Origin of the sequence: Paenarthrobacter nitroguajacolicus (assembly GCF_051027655.1) — a bacterium.
GTDB lineage: Bacteria > Actinomycetota > Actinomycetes > Actinomycetales > Micrococcaceae > Arthrobacter > Arthrobacter nitroguajacolicus.
This window is the reverse complement of the sequence record NZ_CP073234.1, coordinates 3,873,220-3,890,461: the sequence shown is the minus strand read 5'-3', so window position 1 is coordinate 3,890,461 and position 17,242 is coordinate 3,873,220. Positions and strand designations below refer to the sequence as shown.

Here is a 17,242-nt window from a genome sequence, read left to right as displayed (position 1 = left end):
CTTACTTGGGTCAATCAGGCTTCCGAGTGTTCCTTTGCGGCACGACGCTCGGCCAGCCGGATCTCCAGGACTGCGTCCATGGCCTGCTGAACCCGGTCCGACGCTCCTGCCGCACTGAAGTCGTGCTGCGCCTCTTCCAGGAACTGGAGCGCCTCCGCGGCTTCCCCGGCTGCTTTCAAGGACTTGCCCAGCAGCAGCGACACTTCGCCTGCGGTGTGCCGGGCCAGTACCTTACGGTCTGCGTAGATTTCGCGGAGCTTCTCGACGGCGGCCGGGATGTCCCCGGTCAGGTACAGCCAGCGGGCGCGGATGAAGGCGACCTCAAGCTGGTCTGTCTTGTTTCCGCCCACAATGGACAGCGCGAGTTCTGCACGCTCAATGGCGGACAACGTTTCCGGTTCCACAATCCCCGAGGACAGTCGAACTGCTGCGGAGGCCTTGTTGAAACGGGCCCACAGCTCAATGTCGTTGGCGGGGGAGAGGAGCTTGGCTGCACGCTCGTGGTGCTTGATGCCCTCTACATAGTCGTGGCGCATGAAGGCGACGTTGCCGACCACCCAAGCGACTTCGCCGGCCAGTTGCGACATGGAGTGCTCGTCCATGTGCTCGATCATCGCCAGGCAGTACTGCCAGGCTTCGTCCAGCTTGCCGCTCTCGGCCAGGGCACCGATCAGCGCGCGGTGCGCACCGATGATGAGCGTGGACCCCTTGGGCAGCTGCTCGCTGAGCTTTACGGCTTGCTTGGCATGCTCGACGGCGGTGGCCAGTTGGCCTTGTCCGTGACACACCGCGGCAAGCATCTGCCAGGCGCGCACCCCGAGGCCAGCGGATTCGGTGGCCATGGGGTGCTCCAGGAGGTGCTCAACGATTTGCTGGCATTCCTTCAGCTGGCCTTGCTTCATCACGCACTCGGCCTGCATGTACGTCATGTTCCACCAGGCGCTGTTGTTCTTGGCCTCGAGGGCAATCTGCGCAGCTGTGGCAGCGTGGCTGGCGGCGAGTTGGTAGTCGCGAAGATCCCAGGCCTGTCGGGCGTAGAGACCGGCGAGGACATACTCGGCATCACTAACGGAGACCGGCTGGCTCCACGCTTCCAAGGCCTTCGGTGCAAGTTCGAGCCTGCGGGCCAGCTCCTCGATGACTTCGGCCGTGGGCTCGCGCCGGCCTGTCTCAAGCAGCGAAATGTAGCTCGGTGAATACAGGTTTTTGCCGAGCTCTGCCTGCGTTAACCCACGTTCGAGCCGTTCGGCACGTAGCTTCTCGCCGAATCCGTTTCCCACGGGTCCCTCCTACAGGTGTCTTTTGACCAAAACCTTGACAGTCTCTGTGGAAAACATTTTACAATGTATGTCAACAGGGACCGTGCAATTTCCGTAACGAATCCGACTCGCATTGGGGTACTACATCATGTTCAAGAAAATCATCGCTTCAGTGGCCGTGGCGGGCGCACTGACGTTCGCGGTTGCGGCTCCCGGGGTTGTATCTGCTGCTCCTGCAGCAGATACCAGCACAGTAAGCGCCATTGGCAACTGGCCGGACCCTATGCGGTCCACCACCACAACACCCAAGAAGGACAAGACCGAAACGACAGTCACCACGATGTCCATTGGTAACTGGCCCGACCCTATGTAAAACAATTGTAGTAAAGAAACCCCCGAAGCGTGACGAGCGATGCTTCGGGGGTTTCTTTTTTGCCATTTCCCGTGGATGTGGGCGGCAAGGGGTAGTTCCGGGCAAACAAAAATGGCGCCGATTTCTCGACGCCATTCTCGTGTTTGGTCGGGATGACAGGATTTGAACCTGCGACCTCTTCGTCCCGAACGAAGCGCGCTACCAAGCTGCGCTACATCCCGATCCGCTGCGAAAGCAACTGTTCAAGGATAGCTGAATAGGTGCGTGATGCGAAATCGAGGAGCGGGTGTCGCTCCTCACAGCGGCAGGAGGGGAAAGGCTAGACCAATGAGTCGCGCCAAGCCCCATGAAGCTGGGCAAACCGTCCGCCACCGCTGATCAACTCGGCCGGTGTCCCGTCCTCCACAATGCGGCCGTCGTGGACCACCAGAACCCTGTCAGCCGTCTCCACCGTTGAGAGGCGGTGGGCGATGATGATGGCCGTGCGGGCCCCCCTGCCACCAGCCACTCCCTCCAACAAGTTGGACAATCCCTGTTGGACCATACGCTCAGAAGGAATGTCCAAGGAGGACGTTGCCTCATCCAGGATCAGTACGGCCGGCGCGGCCAGGAACGCTCGGGCAAAGCCGATGAGCTGGCGTTGACCTGATGACACCCGCCCACCCCGCTTGTTGACGTCCGTGTCGTATCCCTCGGGGAGGCTCATGATGAACTCGTGAGCTCCCACTGCTGCAGCTGCGGCCTCGATTTCAAGCCGGGAAGCCTCGGGACGACCAAGAGCTATGTTGTCCGCCACGGAGCCACTGAACAGGAACGCTTCCTGGGTCACCATCACCACGGCGCGGCGGAGGTCTGTGGTGGACAGGTCACGAAGATCTACGCCATCCAGCGTGATGGCCCCGGACGTGACGTCGTAGAAGCGTGCCACAAGCTTGGCCAACGTCGACTTTCCCGCACCCGTCTGGCCTACCAGGGCAATCGTCTGGCCGGCAGGGATGTGCAGGTCAAGCTTTGGAACCACAACTTTGCCGTCGCTGTAGCCGAACTCCACACCCTTGAAATCGATCTCGCCGCGTGAGCTCTTGAGCGGTACCGGGTTCTTTGGTGGACGGACGGTGGGCACTTCTTCGAGGAGCCCGGACACCTTTTCCAAGGCAGCTTGAGCACTTTGGAACGAGTTGTAGAACATTGCCATCTGGTCCACCGGCTGGAAGAAGCGCTTTGTGGACAGGATCAGTGCCAGCAGGACGCCAACGGCAAGGTCACCATCCAGAACCCGGAAACCGCCAAACAGCAGGACCACGGCCACACAGACATTGCCGATCAGCACCAAACCAGGCTGGAAGATGCCGTTCAAGTTGATGGAGCGGACGGTGTTCTTGCGGTAGTCTTCAGCCAGCTCGCCGTATCGGGAGGCATTCTCGCGCTCCTTGCGGAACGCCTTCACAGCACGGATCCCGGTCATCGTTTCCACGAAGTGGACGATCAGCCGGGCAGACACCACGCGCGACTCACGGAACGCGATTTGTGAATGCTTCTGGTACCACCGGGCAAGGAAGAACATGGGCACGCCGGCCGCGAGGACGATCAATCCACTCTGCCAATCCAGGGCAAAAACAGTCACGGCAGTGAACACCATGAACAGCATGCCCGACGCCAAGGAGCTCACCCCGGAGTCCAGGAGTTCGCGCAGGGCTTCGAGGTCCGAGGTCTGCCGGGCGATGATGCGGCCGGAGGTGTATTTCTCGTGGAACTCAAGGCTCAACCGCTGCGTGTGCCGGAAGACCCGAAGGCGCAGATCCAACAGCATGGCCTGGCTCAACCGGGCAGTAGAGGTCACGTACAGCGCCGTCATTCCTGCCGTGGCAATCGCAGCCGCCAAGTACAGGGAACCAGCCAGTACCAAGGGCCCGTTGTCGCCCGACTGCAGTGCAGGAAGGGCGCGGTCGATGCCGAACGCGATCAACGCCGGTCCCGCAACGCGGGTGAGCTGCGAGACCACCACCATCACGATCGTCAGCCAGAAACGCAAGCGCACAGGGCGGATGAGGGAGGCAAGCAAGGTGAGCGACCGTCGTCGTACGGCTTTGCTGTCTGCCCTGGTGAGGAGGGTGTTGTCCTCATTGGCGGTTCCAAACGTTGCGGCAGTCACCGGCGGGCCTCCTCAGCTTCTTCGAGCTCATCCAGTTCGGTGTCCAGGTCCTTCGGACCGGCGTCCAGGCTGGCGATGACGTAGCGGTAGTGATCATTCTCGGCCAGCAGTTCCGTATGGGTCCCGACGGCGGTGATGGTTCCGTTTTCGAGCAGGGCAACCCGGTCCGCCAAGGCCACGGTGGAGGGACGGTGCGCGACGATCAGGGTGGTGGTCTCGTGTAGGACCTCGCGCAAACGGGCCTCCACACGTTCCTCGGTATTCACGTCGAGTGCGGACAGGGGATCGTCCAAGACCAGCACCTTGGGTTTGGCGGCGATGGCACGGGCCAACGCAATGCGCTGCCGTTGACCGCCGGATAGGCTCAGCCCTTCCTCGCCGATCAATGTGTCCACGCCGTCCGGCAACGAGTAGGCGAACTGGGCCTGTGCCACATCCAGGGCCTCGTCCAAGGCGGCGTCGCTGGGATCGGGGGCTCCAAGGAGTACGTTGTCCCGGACCGAACTGGAGAACAGAGTGGTGTCCTCGAACGCCACGGCAACGATCTTTCGGAGTTCGTCGATGTCGTAGTCGCGAACATCCACGCCGTCGATGGTCACGGCGCCCTCGGTGACGTCATAGAGGCGGGGGACCAGCTGGAGCAGGGCGCTCTTGCCGCTGCCCGTGATGCCGACAAGGGCCATTGTTTCCCCGGGGCGTATATCCAGGGTGACGTCGTGCAGGAGGGTGCCGCCGTCGTCGAACCCGAAACCTGCGTGCTCAAAGCGCAGGGCGCCCTTCACGGATTCCGGAACCGTGGCCTGATCCGGCGAGGTGATGGTGTTGTCCGTATCCATGACCTCGAAGTGGCGATCCAACGCGGTCTTGGCAGTGAGCGCCATGGCCAGGAGCATGCCGGAAAATTCCACCGGAGTGGCCACCACGGCCGCTGTTGCGAAGAACGCCACCAACGCGCCGATGCTGAGTTCCCCACTCGCGGCGAGCATGATGCCCACCACCAGACCGACGCCCAGCGCCAACTCCGGCAGCAGCGTCACTACCAGCGTGAAGCCAGCCTGCTGTTTCGCCTTGGCGATCTCGGTCTGGCGCAGTTCTTCTGCCTGGCCGTTGAAGTTCTCCAACGCTTCGCGGCTACGCCCGAAGGCCTTCAGGACACGGATGCCGTGGACTGATTCCTCCACAGTTGTGGCGAGGTCGCCGGCTTGGTCCTGGCTGAGGCGGGTGACCAAGCTGAAGCGGCGGCGGAAGCGGAACGAATTGATCATGATCGGCACGGCCGCTGCGAGGAAGATCAGTGCCAGCTGCCAGCTCATGGAAAACATGACGCCGACGCCGATGATCACAGTAAGCGTGGTGACCACCAGCATAATCGCGCCAAACGCCATCCAGCGACGCAGGAAACTCAGGTCCGTCATGGCGCGTGAGAGCAGCTGGCCCGAACCCCAGCGATCGTGGAAAGCGACGGTCAGCTGTTGCAGGTGGCCGTACAAGGTCACCCGCATCCGGGTCTCAACCGTGGTGGCCGGGTTGATGACGAACTGCCTGCGCAAGGCCACCAGCCCGGCTTCGGCGATACCTAAAGCAAGAATCACGACGGCGGCAATCCAGACGGCGTCCGTGGAACCGCCGGGCTGCAAAGAGTTGTTGACAAGAACCCGCAGCACTTGCGGGATGGTCAGCGCGACGATGCTGGCCAAGAGGGCGCAGATCAAGCCCATGAATAGTCGGGGGAGGATGGGCCGCACATGAGGGTACAGGCGGCCGACGGAGGTGAAGAATGACGTTTGCTTGGACATGCCCGCTTCTCAACAGCTGGATCTTCAGATGGTGCGGAGGTAGTTTCCCGTAGCAACTACCCTATGCCATGGCGTGATTCGTTTCACAGGACCACGCAATGAAGGTGAAATGTTTGACCCAGTTATTGAGGATCGTAATGCTCGCCCGGAGTCCCGCTGGTGGACGGGGCTCTAGCTGCGTGACGTGAGTGTCAGCAGCACAGCTTCCGGGCGGCACGCGATGCGGACCGGTGCGAAGCGCGACGTGCCGATGCCGCCGGAGACGTTCACCGGCGTCGTGAAGCTGTCGCTTTCCCAGTCGTGGAGGCCCTTGGCGCGCCAGTTGGGGAGATCGCAGTTGGCGACGAGCGCACCGTAACCAGGGATGCAGATTTGGCCGCCGTGCGTGTGGCCGGCGAGGATCAGGTCCGCTCCGGCTTCGGTGAAGTGGTCCAGCACGCGCTGGTACGGAGCGTGGATGACTGCCACCTTCAGGTGCGGGCGGGCATCCTGGTTGACCGTTCCACGGGGCCAGCCGGCATAGCGTTCGCGGTTCAGGTGGGGATCGTCCACGCCAGAGAAGTCGAACCGCAGGCCGTTCAGCACCACTGACTGGGCGCGGTTGGTGAGGTCGATCCAGCCTCCCATCCCGAACGCTGAGCGGAGCTTCGGCCAGTCCAAGGCAATGGGGTCGGTTCGCATCCGCGAAGGACCACGGAAGTAGCCCACCGGGTTCTTGATCCGCGGGGCGTAGTAGTCATTCGAACCCGGAACGAAAACGCCCGGGAACTCCAGCAGGGGCCGCAGTGCCTGGATCAGGGGATCGACGGCCTTGGTGTGGCTGAGGTTGTCGCCGGTGTTGACCACGAGGTCAGGCTTGAGGTCCGCCAGCGATTGCAGCCACTGCGTCTTCTTGTCCTGGCCCGGTACGAAGTGGATGTCGCTTAGGTGCAGGACGCGGAGCGGGGCTGAACCGGCAGGGAGAATGGGCAAGGTTTCGTGGCGGACCTCGAACTGGTCCTTTTCCCACCACCCGTATGCGGCGGCTGCTGCGCCTGCTGCCGCACCGACGGCTGCAGTGACGGCGAAACCGCGCCCGATAGAGCGGACGCGGTTTGCCAATGAATAACTAAACGACATGATCAGTTCTTATTGCCGTTGCCGTTGTTACCGTTCCCGTTGTTGCCGTTTCCGGAGGACGGGGCCGGGTTGGGCGCGGTGGACGGCGTGTTGTTGGACGGGGTGTTGTTCCGCTGCGGGGTCGCAGTACCGAGCAGGTTCGACGGCGGCTGCTGGAACGGGTTGGTGCCGTAGGCAGGTGCAACAGCCAACATGTAATTGGTGAACTGCGGGCCGGCGATCATGTAACCGTCGATGCTCTTATAGAACTTGCCGTTTACGGTGAGGTCCCGTCCGTAGCGTGACTGGTCATCCAGAGGATCACCAAACCATGAAGCAGTCGCGAGGCCAGAGGTGTACCCGACTACCCACGTGGAGCCGTTGGTGTCGTTGGTTCCGGTCTTGGCGGCCACCGGGAAGTTCTTGGAGTTCAGGGCCGGGCGGATCAACGAGCCTGAGCCTTCATCCAGCACCTTGCCCATCGCGTAAGCGACGCCGCGGGCTACTTCAGGCTTTACCGCATCCTTGCAACTGGAAGACTGCGCGGGAAGTTGGGCGCCGGACTGGTCCTTCACCGAGGTGATGGCAATCGGCTCGCAGTACTTGCCGTCGGCCGCGAAGGTGGCAAAGGCTGCAGCCATGGTGAGCGGAGCTGTTTGTGTTGCGCCAATGAGGTTGGACAAACGTGTCATGGGAACCTGGGGGTTCGGATCCGTGACCTTACCAGTTTCATCGCGCGTGGGAAGACCGCCGTGAATGCCGGTGGCGTCTACGATTCCCTGGATGCCACAGAGGTCAACCTGCGCAGCTGAAGCGAACGTCGCCGTGTTAATGGAGTTCATGAGGCCATACAGAACAGTCATGTTCCGGTAGTAGCCCAAGTCGGAGTTCTGAAGGTCGAAGCTTCCTTGGACGTTACCGTCGTAGAACCCGTCAGTCGGCGTGGGACAGGTATTCCGCCAGGGGAAGTTCACCCCGTATTTCCGCTGGGCGGCATTTACGTTTTGATTCATCGACTTGCCCTCGTTCAGCCACTGGGCGAACGTAAAGGGCTTCATCGTTGAACCGGGCTGGAATCCGCCGATGCCGTTGAGGTCGTTGCCGTTGGCGTCCAGGACATCCACGTTGAAGTTTTGCGTCTGATCGAACTTGCCCTCTTGAGGCAGCCAAACAGTGTTCTGGGCCATGCTCACGATCTGGCCGGTGCCCGGCTGGACGGAGACGATCGACGCGCCCCACTTGTCCGGGTTAGCGCCAGCCGTTGCGTCGACCTGCTGCTGTGCGACGTTCTGGGCGGTGGGATCGAGGGTGGTCTGGATGGTGAGGCCGCCACGCTGGATGCGCTTGACGCGCTCTTCCGTGGTGTCACCGTACGCCGGGTTGTTGAAGAGCAGGTGGAGCACGTAGTCACAGAAGTATGGCGCCATGGTGGCATACGCGCAGCCCTGGCGTGCGGGGGTGACCTGCGTGGTGACCGGAGTGGCGACAGCTTCTTCGTACTGTGCCTGAGTGATCTTCCCCTGGTTAACCATGGAGGCGAGCACCAGGTCACGGCGAACCTTGGAGCTGTCAGGGTTGGCGATGGGATCGAAGGCCGACGGGCTGTTCACCAGGCCGGCCAGGAGGGCAGCCTGCGGAAGCGTCAGGTCCTTGGCAGAGGTGCTGAAGAAGAACTTCGAGGCAGCCTCAATGCCGTAGGCGTCACGGTTGAAGAAGACGATGTTGAGGTAACCCTCAAGGATCTGCTCCTTGGAGAACTTCTTCTCCAAAGCGATCGCAAGCTTCATTTCGCGAAGCTTGTCGCCCACGCCCTTTCCGCCACCGTTGAGCTTGACGTCTTCTTCGCGGTCGGACGCCACCAGGGACTCGTTGATGACGTTGTTCACGTACTGCTGCGTGATCGTGGACGCGCCCTGCTTGTTGCCGCGGGCGGTGCTGACGATGGCTCGCATAATGCCGGTGGTGTCAATGCCGCCGTGCTCATAAAAACGGCTGTCCTCGATAGCGATGACAGCGTCCTTGATGAACGGGCTCATTTGATCCAGCGGAACCTTGGTCCGGTTCTCTGCGTAGATCGAGGCGATCGGCGAACCGTCCTTCGCCAGGATCGTGGTGTTCTGGCTGGGCGGATCCACCTGGAGTTCCGCCGGCAGAGTGTCAAAGAACTGAATTGAACCACTTGCGGCACTGCCCGAAACGGCGGCTGCGGGGACCAAAAGGCCCGCCACCAGGACGCCACAAATCGCGCTCACACCAAGGAAGCCTAGAATCTTTCCGAGGGTGGTGGCAGTGTCGAATAGTGGGTTCTTGCGAGTCACCATGTTTTCCACTTTACCGGCAAGGGCTAGGCTTTCTGTCATGACCAAATGGGAGTACGCCACGATTCCGCTCATTATTCACGCTACGAAGCAGATCCTGGACCAGTGGGGCGAGGACGGCTGGGAGCTCGTCCAGGTCGTCGGTGGCCCCGATGGCAAAGGCCTTGTTGCATACCTGAAGAGGGAGAAGCAGTAATCATGACCACCCCCGCAGAAACCACGTCTGCCGCGGAATCCGGCGCCCCCACGTCTGCTGTTGAGCAGCGTCTGGCCGAGCTCGGATTGACCCTCCCCGAGGTCGCCGCGCCCGTCGCCGATTACGTACCTGCCATCGTCTCCGGCAACTACGTTTACACCTCCGGGCAGCTGCCGTTTATTAACGGCAAACTCGAAGCTACGGGCAAGGTTTCCCTCGGCGAGTTGGGCGCGTCCGACGAACCCACCGTTGATCCGGAAGACGCCAAGCGTTACGCAGCCCTGTGTGCCATCAACGCCCTCGCTGCAGTCAAGAGCGTCATCGGCGACCTCGACCGTGTTACCCGCATCGTCAAGGTAGTGGGTTTCGTATCCTCCGAACCCACCTTCACCGGTCAGCCCGGCGTGATCAACGGTGCGTCCGAACTCCTCGGACAGGTATTCGGCGACGCCGGCAAGCACGCACGCTCCGCCGTCGGCGTCTCTGTCTTGCCGCTCGACTCTCCCGTTGAAGTCGAGCTCATCGCTGAATTCAGCTAAGGAACCGGTTCACCCAATTGCCGCAGCTTGCCCGCCGTCTGTTCGTACTGCCCCCGGAACTTGAGGGGGCAGCACGAAACTGGCTTGAGCTTGGCGAACGGACCCCCAGGGCCGCCCGCTACGCCTCCTCAGTTGTGCTGTTGCGCGACTCGCCCACCGGCTTGGAAACCTGGCTTGGATACAGGCCGGGTTCCTCGCCGTTGGGCGTTGTCGCGTTCCCGGGCGGCTCCCTGGACCCGTCCGACGACGACCCCGTGGGTTGGTTGGGCCCCTCACCCCAGCATTGGGCTGAGCAGATGGGAACGGACGACGTCGGACTCGCCCGCCGTCACGTTGTGGGCGCCATCCGCGAACTCTTCGAAGAAACCGGTGTCCTGCTCGCAGGCCCTGATGCTTCCTCTACGGTCGAGGCGAACTCCACCGTCGACTGGATGCGCGCCCGCGAAGCCGTGGCCGCCCAAGAGAAGTCCTTCACGGAGATGCTCTCCAAACGCGGACTCTCCCTCCGCACCGACCTCCTGAAGCCACTGGTGAATTGGCTCAGCCCGGACTTCGCCCATGCGCGTTTTAACACCCGATACTTCGCCGCCACCGTCCCCGTGAACCAGCAACCCACCATCCTGGGCAGTAAGGGGGTTTGGGGCCGCTGGGTCACCGCCGCCGAAGCCATTGCCCTGCGGGACACTTCAGCACTCGGTGACGAAGTCGGCCAGGAAAATACCGTCGGCCTGAAGCTTGGTCAGCTCCTGGTGCCAGGCTCCGAGATCATGCTCGAAAAGATGGCCAACGCCAACGGCTGCATCGCCTACCTGAGCTACAAACGCAAGGCCCACGTGTACCAGGCGAAACTGGTGGACGAGGGCGGAATTCTGATGCTCGAGGTCGAAGCCGCCCGCACCGTGGCAGGGGAGCCCCAGCGCGAGCGCTAACCGCCATTTGACGCTCGCTCACATCCCTCGGGCTTGAGCCGGTCGCTCTCTCACGTCCCTCGGGTTTGGGCCGGTCGCTCGCTCACGTCCCGCGGGTTTGGGGCGGTCGCTCTCTCACGTCCAGCGTGCGTTAGACCGTGTCTGCCAGATACTCGATGGCCAGCTTGTAGCCCAGCACACCCGCTCCTACGATGATCGCGTTGCACACACCCGACAGGTAGGAGTGGTGGCGGAACTCTTCACGTTGGTGCACGTTGGTGATGTGGACCTCGACGGCGGGCAGTTGCACAGCCGCCAGGGCGTCACGAAGGGCCACGGAGGTGTGCGTGTACGCGCCGGCGTTGATCACAATTCCGACGGCGGTGCCCCGGGCAGCGTGGATGGCGTCCAGGAGGTCGCCCTCATGGTTCGACTGAACGCAGTCAACAGTGAAGCCATGGGCAGCGGCCGCAGTCATGGCCAGTTGCTCCACATCGGCCAGGGTGGACGTGCCGTACTTCTCCGGTTCGCGGGTTCCCAGAAGGTTCAGGTTGGGGCCGTTGATCACAAGGATGGTGCCGCGACCGGTTTCGGTGGCAGGAGTGGCTTCAGTCATGGCTCCCAATCTATAGCGGTCCGGAGGAGTCCGGGAATCGTTACTTACGGGTGCACTGACCTGCCGAGACGGGGTCGCTGAGGCCGGGAGCCTGCGCGGCCACCGGTTCCAGGTCCTGCATGGTGAGGGCGAAGCCGAGGGCGGCGTCTGTAGTGGTCTTGGCGAAGATCAGCCCGGCCACCTGCCCCTGCATAGTCAGCAGCGGGCCGCCCGAATTACCCGGCTGGACGTCGCCCGCCAGCCTGTAGACCAGCTCCGGCGAAGGATTGTTGCCGTAAATATCGGGAACCAGAATGGTTGAAATGCCTTGAATTGTAGCCGGCTTGGATTGGAACGGACCGCCGTGCGGGTACCCCGCAAAAGCGGCGGGACTGCCCGCGGCCAAGTCGGCGCTCAGAGGAAGCGGATTGGACTGCAGCCCATCAACGGCCAGGACTGCGATGTCCCGCTGGGAGTCGAAGTACACCACCCGACCCGGCAACGCGCCGCCGTCGGGAACTTCCACAACCGGCTGCGACACGCCCGCCACAACATGCGCGTTGGTGACGACGCGCCCGGGCGAGACAACGAATCCGGAACCGGTCTGGTTCTGCCCGCATTCGAATGCGGTGCCGGCGATCTTGAGGACAGAATCGGCGGCCTGGTTGAGGGCTGGAGTGTCTGTGGACTCGTTGGGAACGGGCACCGGCGTGACGGGGCCGACGCCCTCAATGAGCTTCGGAATCCCGTCGCCGATCACGGTGGACCGCAGCTGTGCCATGGTGCTCTTGACGGGCGTGGGAGTCACATTGTCGATGTAACGAATGACGCGGGACTCGGCCAATTGCTGCGAAACGAACGGCACGCCGAGAGAACTGATGCTGAACGCCAGCATGGACATCACCAGCGCCGCCACCACCACGCTCACCACGCCACCGATCAGCCGGTCCACGGCATGCAACGGCTTGATCCGCACGGCGTGGCGGACTTTACGCCCGATCATGGTGCCCAGCCCGTGCCCCAAAGCGATAAGCACGACGGCGGCACCCACCGTGGCGGTCAGCCTCCAACCGCTGTCGGTCACCCAGCCGCTGACGAGTGGAACTGCCATGAAGGCCGCAATGGCGCCGACGACGAATCCTGCGATTCCACCCAGCGTGACCATAAAGCCGTTGCGCAGGCCATAGATCAGGTAGGACAGCAGCATCAAGATCAATGCCAAATCCAATATCGTCAAGCCAAACACCAATGCTCCTCATAGCCGGGGTAGCGCCAATTCTAGGTGGCCACCCTGACAACCAACCGTTAGTCCGGTCACGATATGGGCCACTTCTACCGCCGTTAAGGGCGTCAGGAGGGGTTGGATGCCCCGAAACCCGCGCCATTTCAGCGTTTCACGTGCCAAGTACGTCACAGAAGCTTAAAAATTCTGAAACAATGGCCTGAGCGCCACGACCGAAACTTATATTCAGGAGATTTCATGGACATCGAGGTATTGCGCCGCGCACCCCTCTTCGCCACCCTTGACGACGACGCATTCCGCTTGCTGACGGACGAACTCACCGAGGTGGACCTTTCACGTGGAGCTTCGGTGTTCCGCGAAGGCGACCAGGGTGACCAGCTCTACTTCATCGTTTCCGGCAAGGTAAAGCTCGGCCGCACGTCCCCCGATGGCCGCGAGTCGCTCCTGGCCATCCTCGGCCCGGGTGAGCTCTTCGGCGAAATGGCGTTGTTCGACCCCAGCCCGCGTACCGCAACGGCCACTGCCGTCTCGGAAACCCGCCTGGCTGGCCTCAAGAACGAGAGCCTCAACGCCCTGCTCCGCACGCGCCCCGAGGTTTCCGCGCAGCTGCTGCAGGCTCTGGCCCGCCGTCTCCGCCGGACCAACGACTCCCTGTCCGACCTCGTTTTCTCCGACGTCCCTGGCCGTGTAGCCAAGGCACTCCTCGATCTGGCAGACCGCTTCGGCCGCCCCGCCACTGACGGCGTCCTGGTAGCGCACGAGCTCACCCAGGAAGAGCTTGCCCAGCTGGTAGGAGCTTCCCGAGAAACCGTGAACAAGGCACTTGCCGAGTTCGTTCAGCGCGGCTGGCTCCGCCTGGAAGCCCGCGCCGTGGTGATCCTGGACATGCAGCGCCTGCGCCAGCGCTCACGCTAAACAGCAACAAAAGAAGCCGCCCTGGTTGCGAACCAGGGCGGCTTCTTTTGTGTTGACCGTGAGCGAGCGTTCGTCTCAAGTCGGTGGGATGTGAGAGAGCGTGCGGCTCAAGCCGGTGGGACGTGAGAGAGCGTGCGGCTCAAGTCGGTGGGATGTGAGCGGGCGTCAGAGGGTCGTGAACCGCAGCAGGATGGCGTGCTCCGGGTTCAGGACCGGCATGGGAAGGCCCACCTCGCCAAGGAACCGCCCCGAAGCGTCAGCCCCGGACGCCAGCCACGGCACCGGCTTTGCCTCGGTGAACGTGTGCCCGTAGTCGGCATCCCCGGGTGCAGGGAAGATGGCTTCCACCCGGTATGAACGGGAGGCATCCAGCCCCGGGAAGGTTACCCGTCCGGGTTGTTCGTCAAAACCTGTCCGGGTCTTCACCACGGCGAAAAGAGCAGCCGTGGCACCACCTGGCGTGCCGCCGTCGAGCCCTTCAGTGTCAGCCACCACGCCGTGCACCATCAGCGATTCGTCCGGCACATCGGCCCGCACCATTCGGCCACTGTGGATGAGGCCGCGGTGTTCCTTGTAGAGGCCGATGAAGCGCTTGAGTTCCTCGCGCTCCGCACCCGTGACGGAGCGGACGTCCCACTCCATGCCGAAGTGTCCAAACAACGCCGTAATAGCGCGGAACGAGAGGTCGTGCGTCCGCCCCGTTGTGTGCGAGGTGGTGGGTCCAATGTGCCCGCCCACCAGTTCCGGCGGGACTACCATTCCGGTCCATCGTTGGATGGTTTGCCGTTCCAAGGCGTCGTTGCAGTCTGAAGCCCAGATCCGGTCAGTCCGCTCCAGGATCCCAAGGTCCACGCGGGCGCCGCCGGAGGAGCAACTTTCAATTTCAACCCCGGGATGGGCCGCATGGAGCGCATCGAACAGCCGGTACGCGGCCAGGGTTTGCTCGTGCACCGAAGCCCGGCCCGCATGCCCGTGTTCCAGGAGGTCGCGGTTCTGGTCCCACTTGAGGTAGCTGATGTTGTTCTCGCGCAGCAAGCTGTCCATGCGTTCGTAAATGTACTGCCACGCATCCGGGTTCACGAGGTCGATCACGTGCTGCTGCCGCCACCCAAGGGGCAGTCGGCCGCCGTCCTTATGGGAAACTGCTGAGGGGCCCACAACCCATTCCGGATGAGCTCTGGCGATGTCGGAGTCAAGGTTGACCATTTCCGGCTCGACCCACAGACCAAACTCCATGCCCCGGCTGGTCACGGCATCAATCAACGGCGTCAGGCCGTTGGGCCAGAGTGTCTCGTCGACGTACCAGTCGCCCAACCCGGCGTGGTCGTCGCGGCGCCCGCGGAACCAGCCGTCGTCGAGCACGAAACGCTCAACCCCGAGGTCCGCAGCCGACTCGGCCAGCTCGATCAAGGTGTCCAGGTTGTGGTCGAAGTACACCGCTTCCCAGGTGTTGAGGACTACTGGGCGGGTCTTTGCGGAAGCTGCGCCCACATGGTGCGGCCGCGAACGGAACCACGCGTAGAAGGCCTCGGAGATCCCGTCCAGCCCACGGTCTGAGTAAGCCGCAAACAGGGCAGGGGTTGTGTAGCTTTCGCCCGGCTGCAGGACTACTTCGGCTGGTCCCAGCAGTTCGGAGCCGCCCACCATCGTGCGGCCATCGGCTACGCTGTCCGCAAACTGCTCGTGGTTCCCGCTCCATGCCAAATGTGTGGCCCACACCTTGCCGTGCCGGTTCCCAAAGCCCGCAGTTCCGGCCGCCAGCAGCAGGGAGGAGTCATGCCCGGTGCGGCCATGGCGGCCGGTGCGGACCCAGGTTCCTTGTTGGATGGCCCTGCGCTGGGGGTGGCGCTCACGGCACCAGCGGCCGGTCAGGTCCAAAAGTTCGACGGCGTCAGGCGCCACCGGAAGCATGGTCGCCAACTCATCTACCTGGAAAGGTGACGTGCCGTCGTTCGTCACCGAGTGCCGCAGTTCGAGAAGCCCGCCCGGGTGCAAGGTGAGGTTGCTTGTCACCGCGATGCCGGCGTCGGGATCCGACTGGACAACCACCGCCGTGCTGCCGTCCGCCGTAGCGCTCGCAACCCGCAGGCGTAGTGAGAAATCGAAGCCAGGTGTGCCGTCTGTGATGCGGTGCCCGCGAAGTCCCGGCCGTCCTTGCCACGACGACGACGCCTGGGGGAGGAGCCCCGCTGGGACGTTGGCATCGATGGACGAGGGCGGAATGGGCTCGCTGAGGATGGACAGGTCCGGCAAGGAATCGCCCAGGTCGGCTCCCCAGTGGATGATCTCAGCCTCTCCACGGTGGGTGGCGATCACCAAGCTGGTACCTGCGGAACGGAGATGGAGCGGGTGCATGTATGGATTCACTTTCACATCGGGTCGTGGGGGGTGTTGTGAGGCCCGCTCTGCGCGCTATTTCGATACGAAAACGCGCAGAGCGGGCCCCACAACGGGTGGGTTGTTACTTCGCGAAGAGGGCGTTGACTTGTTCGTTGGCCTCAGTCAGTGAACTGGCGGGGGACTTGCCGGCGATCACGGCGTCCATTGCCGGCTTCATGATTCCAGAAACCTTGGAAGCGTTGTCAGTGATCGGGAGCATGAAAGTGGTCTTGTCCTTCACGTGCTGGGTGAAGGCAGTGACGTCCACGTTCTTGGCCTTGAAGGCGTCTGCGGCTTTCTCGGAGGAGGTGGTGATGGCCGGGAACACGACGGCCTTGGAAGCCACGACGTCCTGGCAGGCGGCGGAGCCGAGGTATTCGACCCACTTAATGGCGGCGTCCTTCTTCTTGGTGCCCGCCCAAACGGAATCGGCCAAGCCATTGAACATGGAGGCGCGCTTGCCTTCGGGGCCCTGAGGTGTGGGGGCGATGCCGACGTCGATGCCCTTGTAGCCGGTGTACTGGCCGATCATCCAGGAACCATTGCTGTTGATGGCGGCCTTGCCTGCGCCGAAGCTGTCGGCTGCGTTGGCGCCAACCGTGGTTTCAAGTTTGGGCATGTAGCCCTTCACTGCGAGCGAGGCCCACCAGTCGATGGTGTCCTGGAGCTTTTTGTCGTCGTAGTTGAAGTGGGTGCCCCAGGGGTTCTTGTCTGTGGTGGTCCAGCCAGTGGTGGCGGAGAGGTAGCTCCACTGTGTCTGGCCGGCGTTCTCAGCATCGGAGCCTGGCAGGCCCAATCCGTAGACGGCAACATTGTTCTTGTCGAAGCCTGCCTCGTCGCCGCGTTTGCCGTTCTTGTCCACAGTGAGTCGGGCGATTGCCTTCTCGTAGGTTCCGCCGTCCTCGGGGTTCCAGGTCAGGGAGCCCATTTGTTCAGGGGTGATGCCGGCGTCGGTGGCCATCTTCTGGTTGTAGAACAGTGCGACGGTGTCCCAGTCTTTGGGCAGGCCGTAGCGCTTGCCATCCTGACCCACCCAGAGGTCCGCGAGGCCTTCGTTGTACTGGGAAAGGTCTATCTTGTCCTGAGTGATGCTGTCGTCAAGGGCCACCAACTGCTTGGTCTTGAGGAAATCGGGATACTTGGACAGGTGGTCCGTAAAGACGTCCGGCGCCGTGCCGGAGGCCATGCCATTGGTGAGCTTGGACCAGTAGTCGTCCCAACCGGTCTGGGTGATCTTGACGGTGATGTCCGGGTTGGCCTTGGTGAAGTCAGTGGCGCACTGCTGGTAGGCAGGGAGCTGATTGGCGTCCCAGAGCCAGTAGCTGATCTCGCCCTGGGCAGCGTCTCCTCCGGAACTCCCTCCGGAGCTGCCGCCCGAGCAGGCCGACAGTGCGAGGACAGCAGCTGCTGCGACGGCGACGGTGCCTAATGCCTTCTTGTTCATCATGGTTGGTCCTTTCAGGACGGGATG

The 17,242-nt window shown here is 62.5% G+C and carries 14 protein-coding genes and 1 tRNA gene; 5 read left to right on the top strand and 10 right to left on the bottom strand.

Features of this window, described 5'->3' with window-relative positions; translation table 11 throughout:
- Positions 1–14: 14 nt before the first annotated feature.
- Complete coding sequence (locus KCX59_RS18285; protein WP_011776003.1) at positions 15–1,280, bottom strand: helix-turn-helix domain-containing protein; 1,266 nt, start codon at positions 1,278–1,280, stop codon at positions 15–17.
- A gap of 127 nt (positions 1,281–1,407) precedes the next feature.
- Here KCX59_RS18285 and KCX59_RS18280 point away from each other — a divergent pair, with 127 nt between their 5' ends.
- Positions 1,408–1,632 (top strand): hypothetical protein, encoded by a 225-nt coding sequence (locus KCX59_RS18280; RefSeq protein WP_179017078.1) that lies wholly within the window; start codon positions 1,408–1,410, stop codon positions 1,630–1,632.
- Between the two features lie 144 nt (positions 1,633–1,776).
- On the opposite strand, the gene KCX59_RS18275 is transcribed toward KCX59_RS18280, so the two are convergent.
- From KCX59_RS18275 to KCX59_RS18255, 5 genes are all read right to left on the bottom strand, one after another.
- Positions 1,777–1,853 (bottom strand) — tRNA-Pro (locus KCX59_RS18275).
- A 98-nt stretch (positions 1,854–1,951) separates the two neighbouring features.
- Positions 1,952–3,784: an ABC transporter ATP-binding protein gene (locus tag KCX59_RS18270; RefSeq protein ID WP_179017077.1), complete on the bottom strand. Its 1,833-nt coding sequence runs from the start codon at positions 3,782–3,784 to the stop codon at positions 1,952–1,954.
- Positions 3,781–5,580: an ABC transporter ATP-binding protein gene (locus KCX59_RS18265; RefSeq protein ID WP_178995248.1), complete on the bottom strand. Its 1,800-nt coding sequence runs from the start codon at positions 5,578–5,580 to the stop codon at positions 3,781–3,783. Before KCX59_RS18265 ends, KCX59_RS18270 begins: the two co-directional genes overlap by 4 nt.
- A gap of 171 nt (positions 5,581–5,751) precedes the next feature.
- A complete protein-coding gene (locus tag KCX59_RS18260; protein ID WP_179017076.1) occupies positions 5,752–6,699 on the bottom strand; it encodes a metallophosphoesterase in 948 nt (315 codons plus the stop codon).
- Between the two features lie 2 nt (positions 6,700–6,701).
- A complete protein-coding gene (locus KCX59_RS18255; protein WP_178995244.1) occupies positions 6,702–9,038 on the bottom strand; it encodes a transglycosylase domain-containing protein in 2,337 nt (778 codons plus the stop codon).
- Between KCX59_RS18255 and KCX59_RS18250 the strand changes: the two genes are divergently transcribed.
- From KCX59_RS18250 to KCX59_RS18240, 3 genes are read left to right on the top strand one after another with little or no spacing between them, the layout of a single operon-like run.
- Entirely contained in the window at positions 9,037–9,192 is a 156-nt protein-coding gene (locus KCX59_RS18250) for a DUF4177 domain-containing protein (RefSeq protein WP_011775990.1), read from the top strand. The genes KCX59_RS18255 and KCX59_RS18250 overlap by 2 nt on opposite strands.
- A 2-nt stretch (positions 9,193–9,194) precedes the next feature.
- Positions 9,195–9,731 (top strand): RidA family protein, encoded by a 537-nt coding sequence (locus tag KCX59_RS18245; protein WP_091470391.1) that lies wholly within the window; start codon positions 9,195–9,197, stop codon positions 9,729–9,731.
- A gap of 17 nt (positions 9,732–9,748) precedes the next feature.
- Positions 9,749–10,660 (top strand): NUDIX hydrolase, encoded by a 912-nt coding sequence (locus KCX59_RS18240; RefSeq protein WP_179017075.1) that lies wholly within the window; start codon positions 9,749–9,751, stop codon positions 10,658–10,660.
- A 130-nt stretch (positions 10,661–10,790) separates the two neighbouring features.
- On the opposite strand, the gene aroQ is transcribed toward KCX59_RS18240, so the two are convergent.
- Entirely contained in the window at positions 10,791–11,255 is a 465-nt protein-coding gene (gene aroQ, locus KCX59_RS18235; RefSeq protein ID WP_026005528.1) for a type II 3-dehydroquinate dehydratase, read from the bottom strand.
- A 40-nt stretch (positions 11,256–11,295) separates the two neighbouring features.
- Entirely contained in the window at positions 11,296–12,480 is a 1,185-nt protein-coding gene (locus KCX59_RS18230; protein ID WP_091470396.1) for a MarP family serine protease, read from the bottom strand.
- A 234-nt stretch (positions 12,481–12,714) separates the two neighbouring features.
- On the opposite strand from KCX59_RS18230, the gene KCX59_RS18225 reads away from it, so the two are divergent.
- Positions 12,715–13,392, top strand: coding sequence for a Crp/Fnr family transcriptional regulator (locus KCX59_RS18225; RefSeq protein ID WP_011775987.1), 678 nt, complete (start codon positions 12,715–12,717; stop codon positions 13,390–13,392).
- Positions 13,393–13,557: 165 nt separating this feature from the next.
- On the opposite strand, the gene KCX59_RS18220 is transcribed toward KCX59_RS18225, so the two are convergent.
- A complete protein-coding gene (locus tag KCX59_RS18220; protein ID WP_179017074.1) occupies positions 13,558–15,747 on the bottom strand; it encodes an alpha-galactosidase in 2,190 nt (729 codons plus the stop codon).
- Positions 15,748–15,853: 106 nt separating this feature from the next.
- Positions 15,854–17,218: an ABC transporter substrate-binding protein gene (locus KCX59_RS18215; RefSeq protein ID WP_179017073.1), complete on the bottom strand. Its 1,365-nt coding sequence runs from the start codon at positions 17,216–17,218 to the stop codon at positions 15,854–15,856.
- Positions 17,219–17,242: the final 24 nt, after the last annotated feature.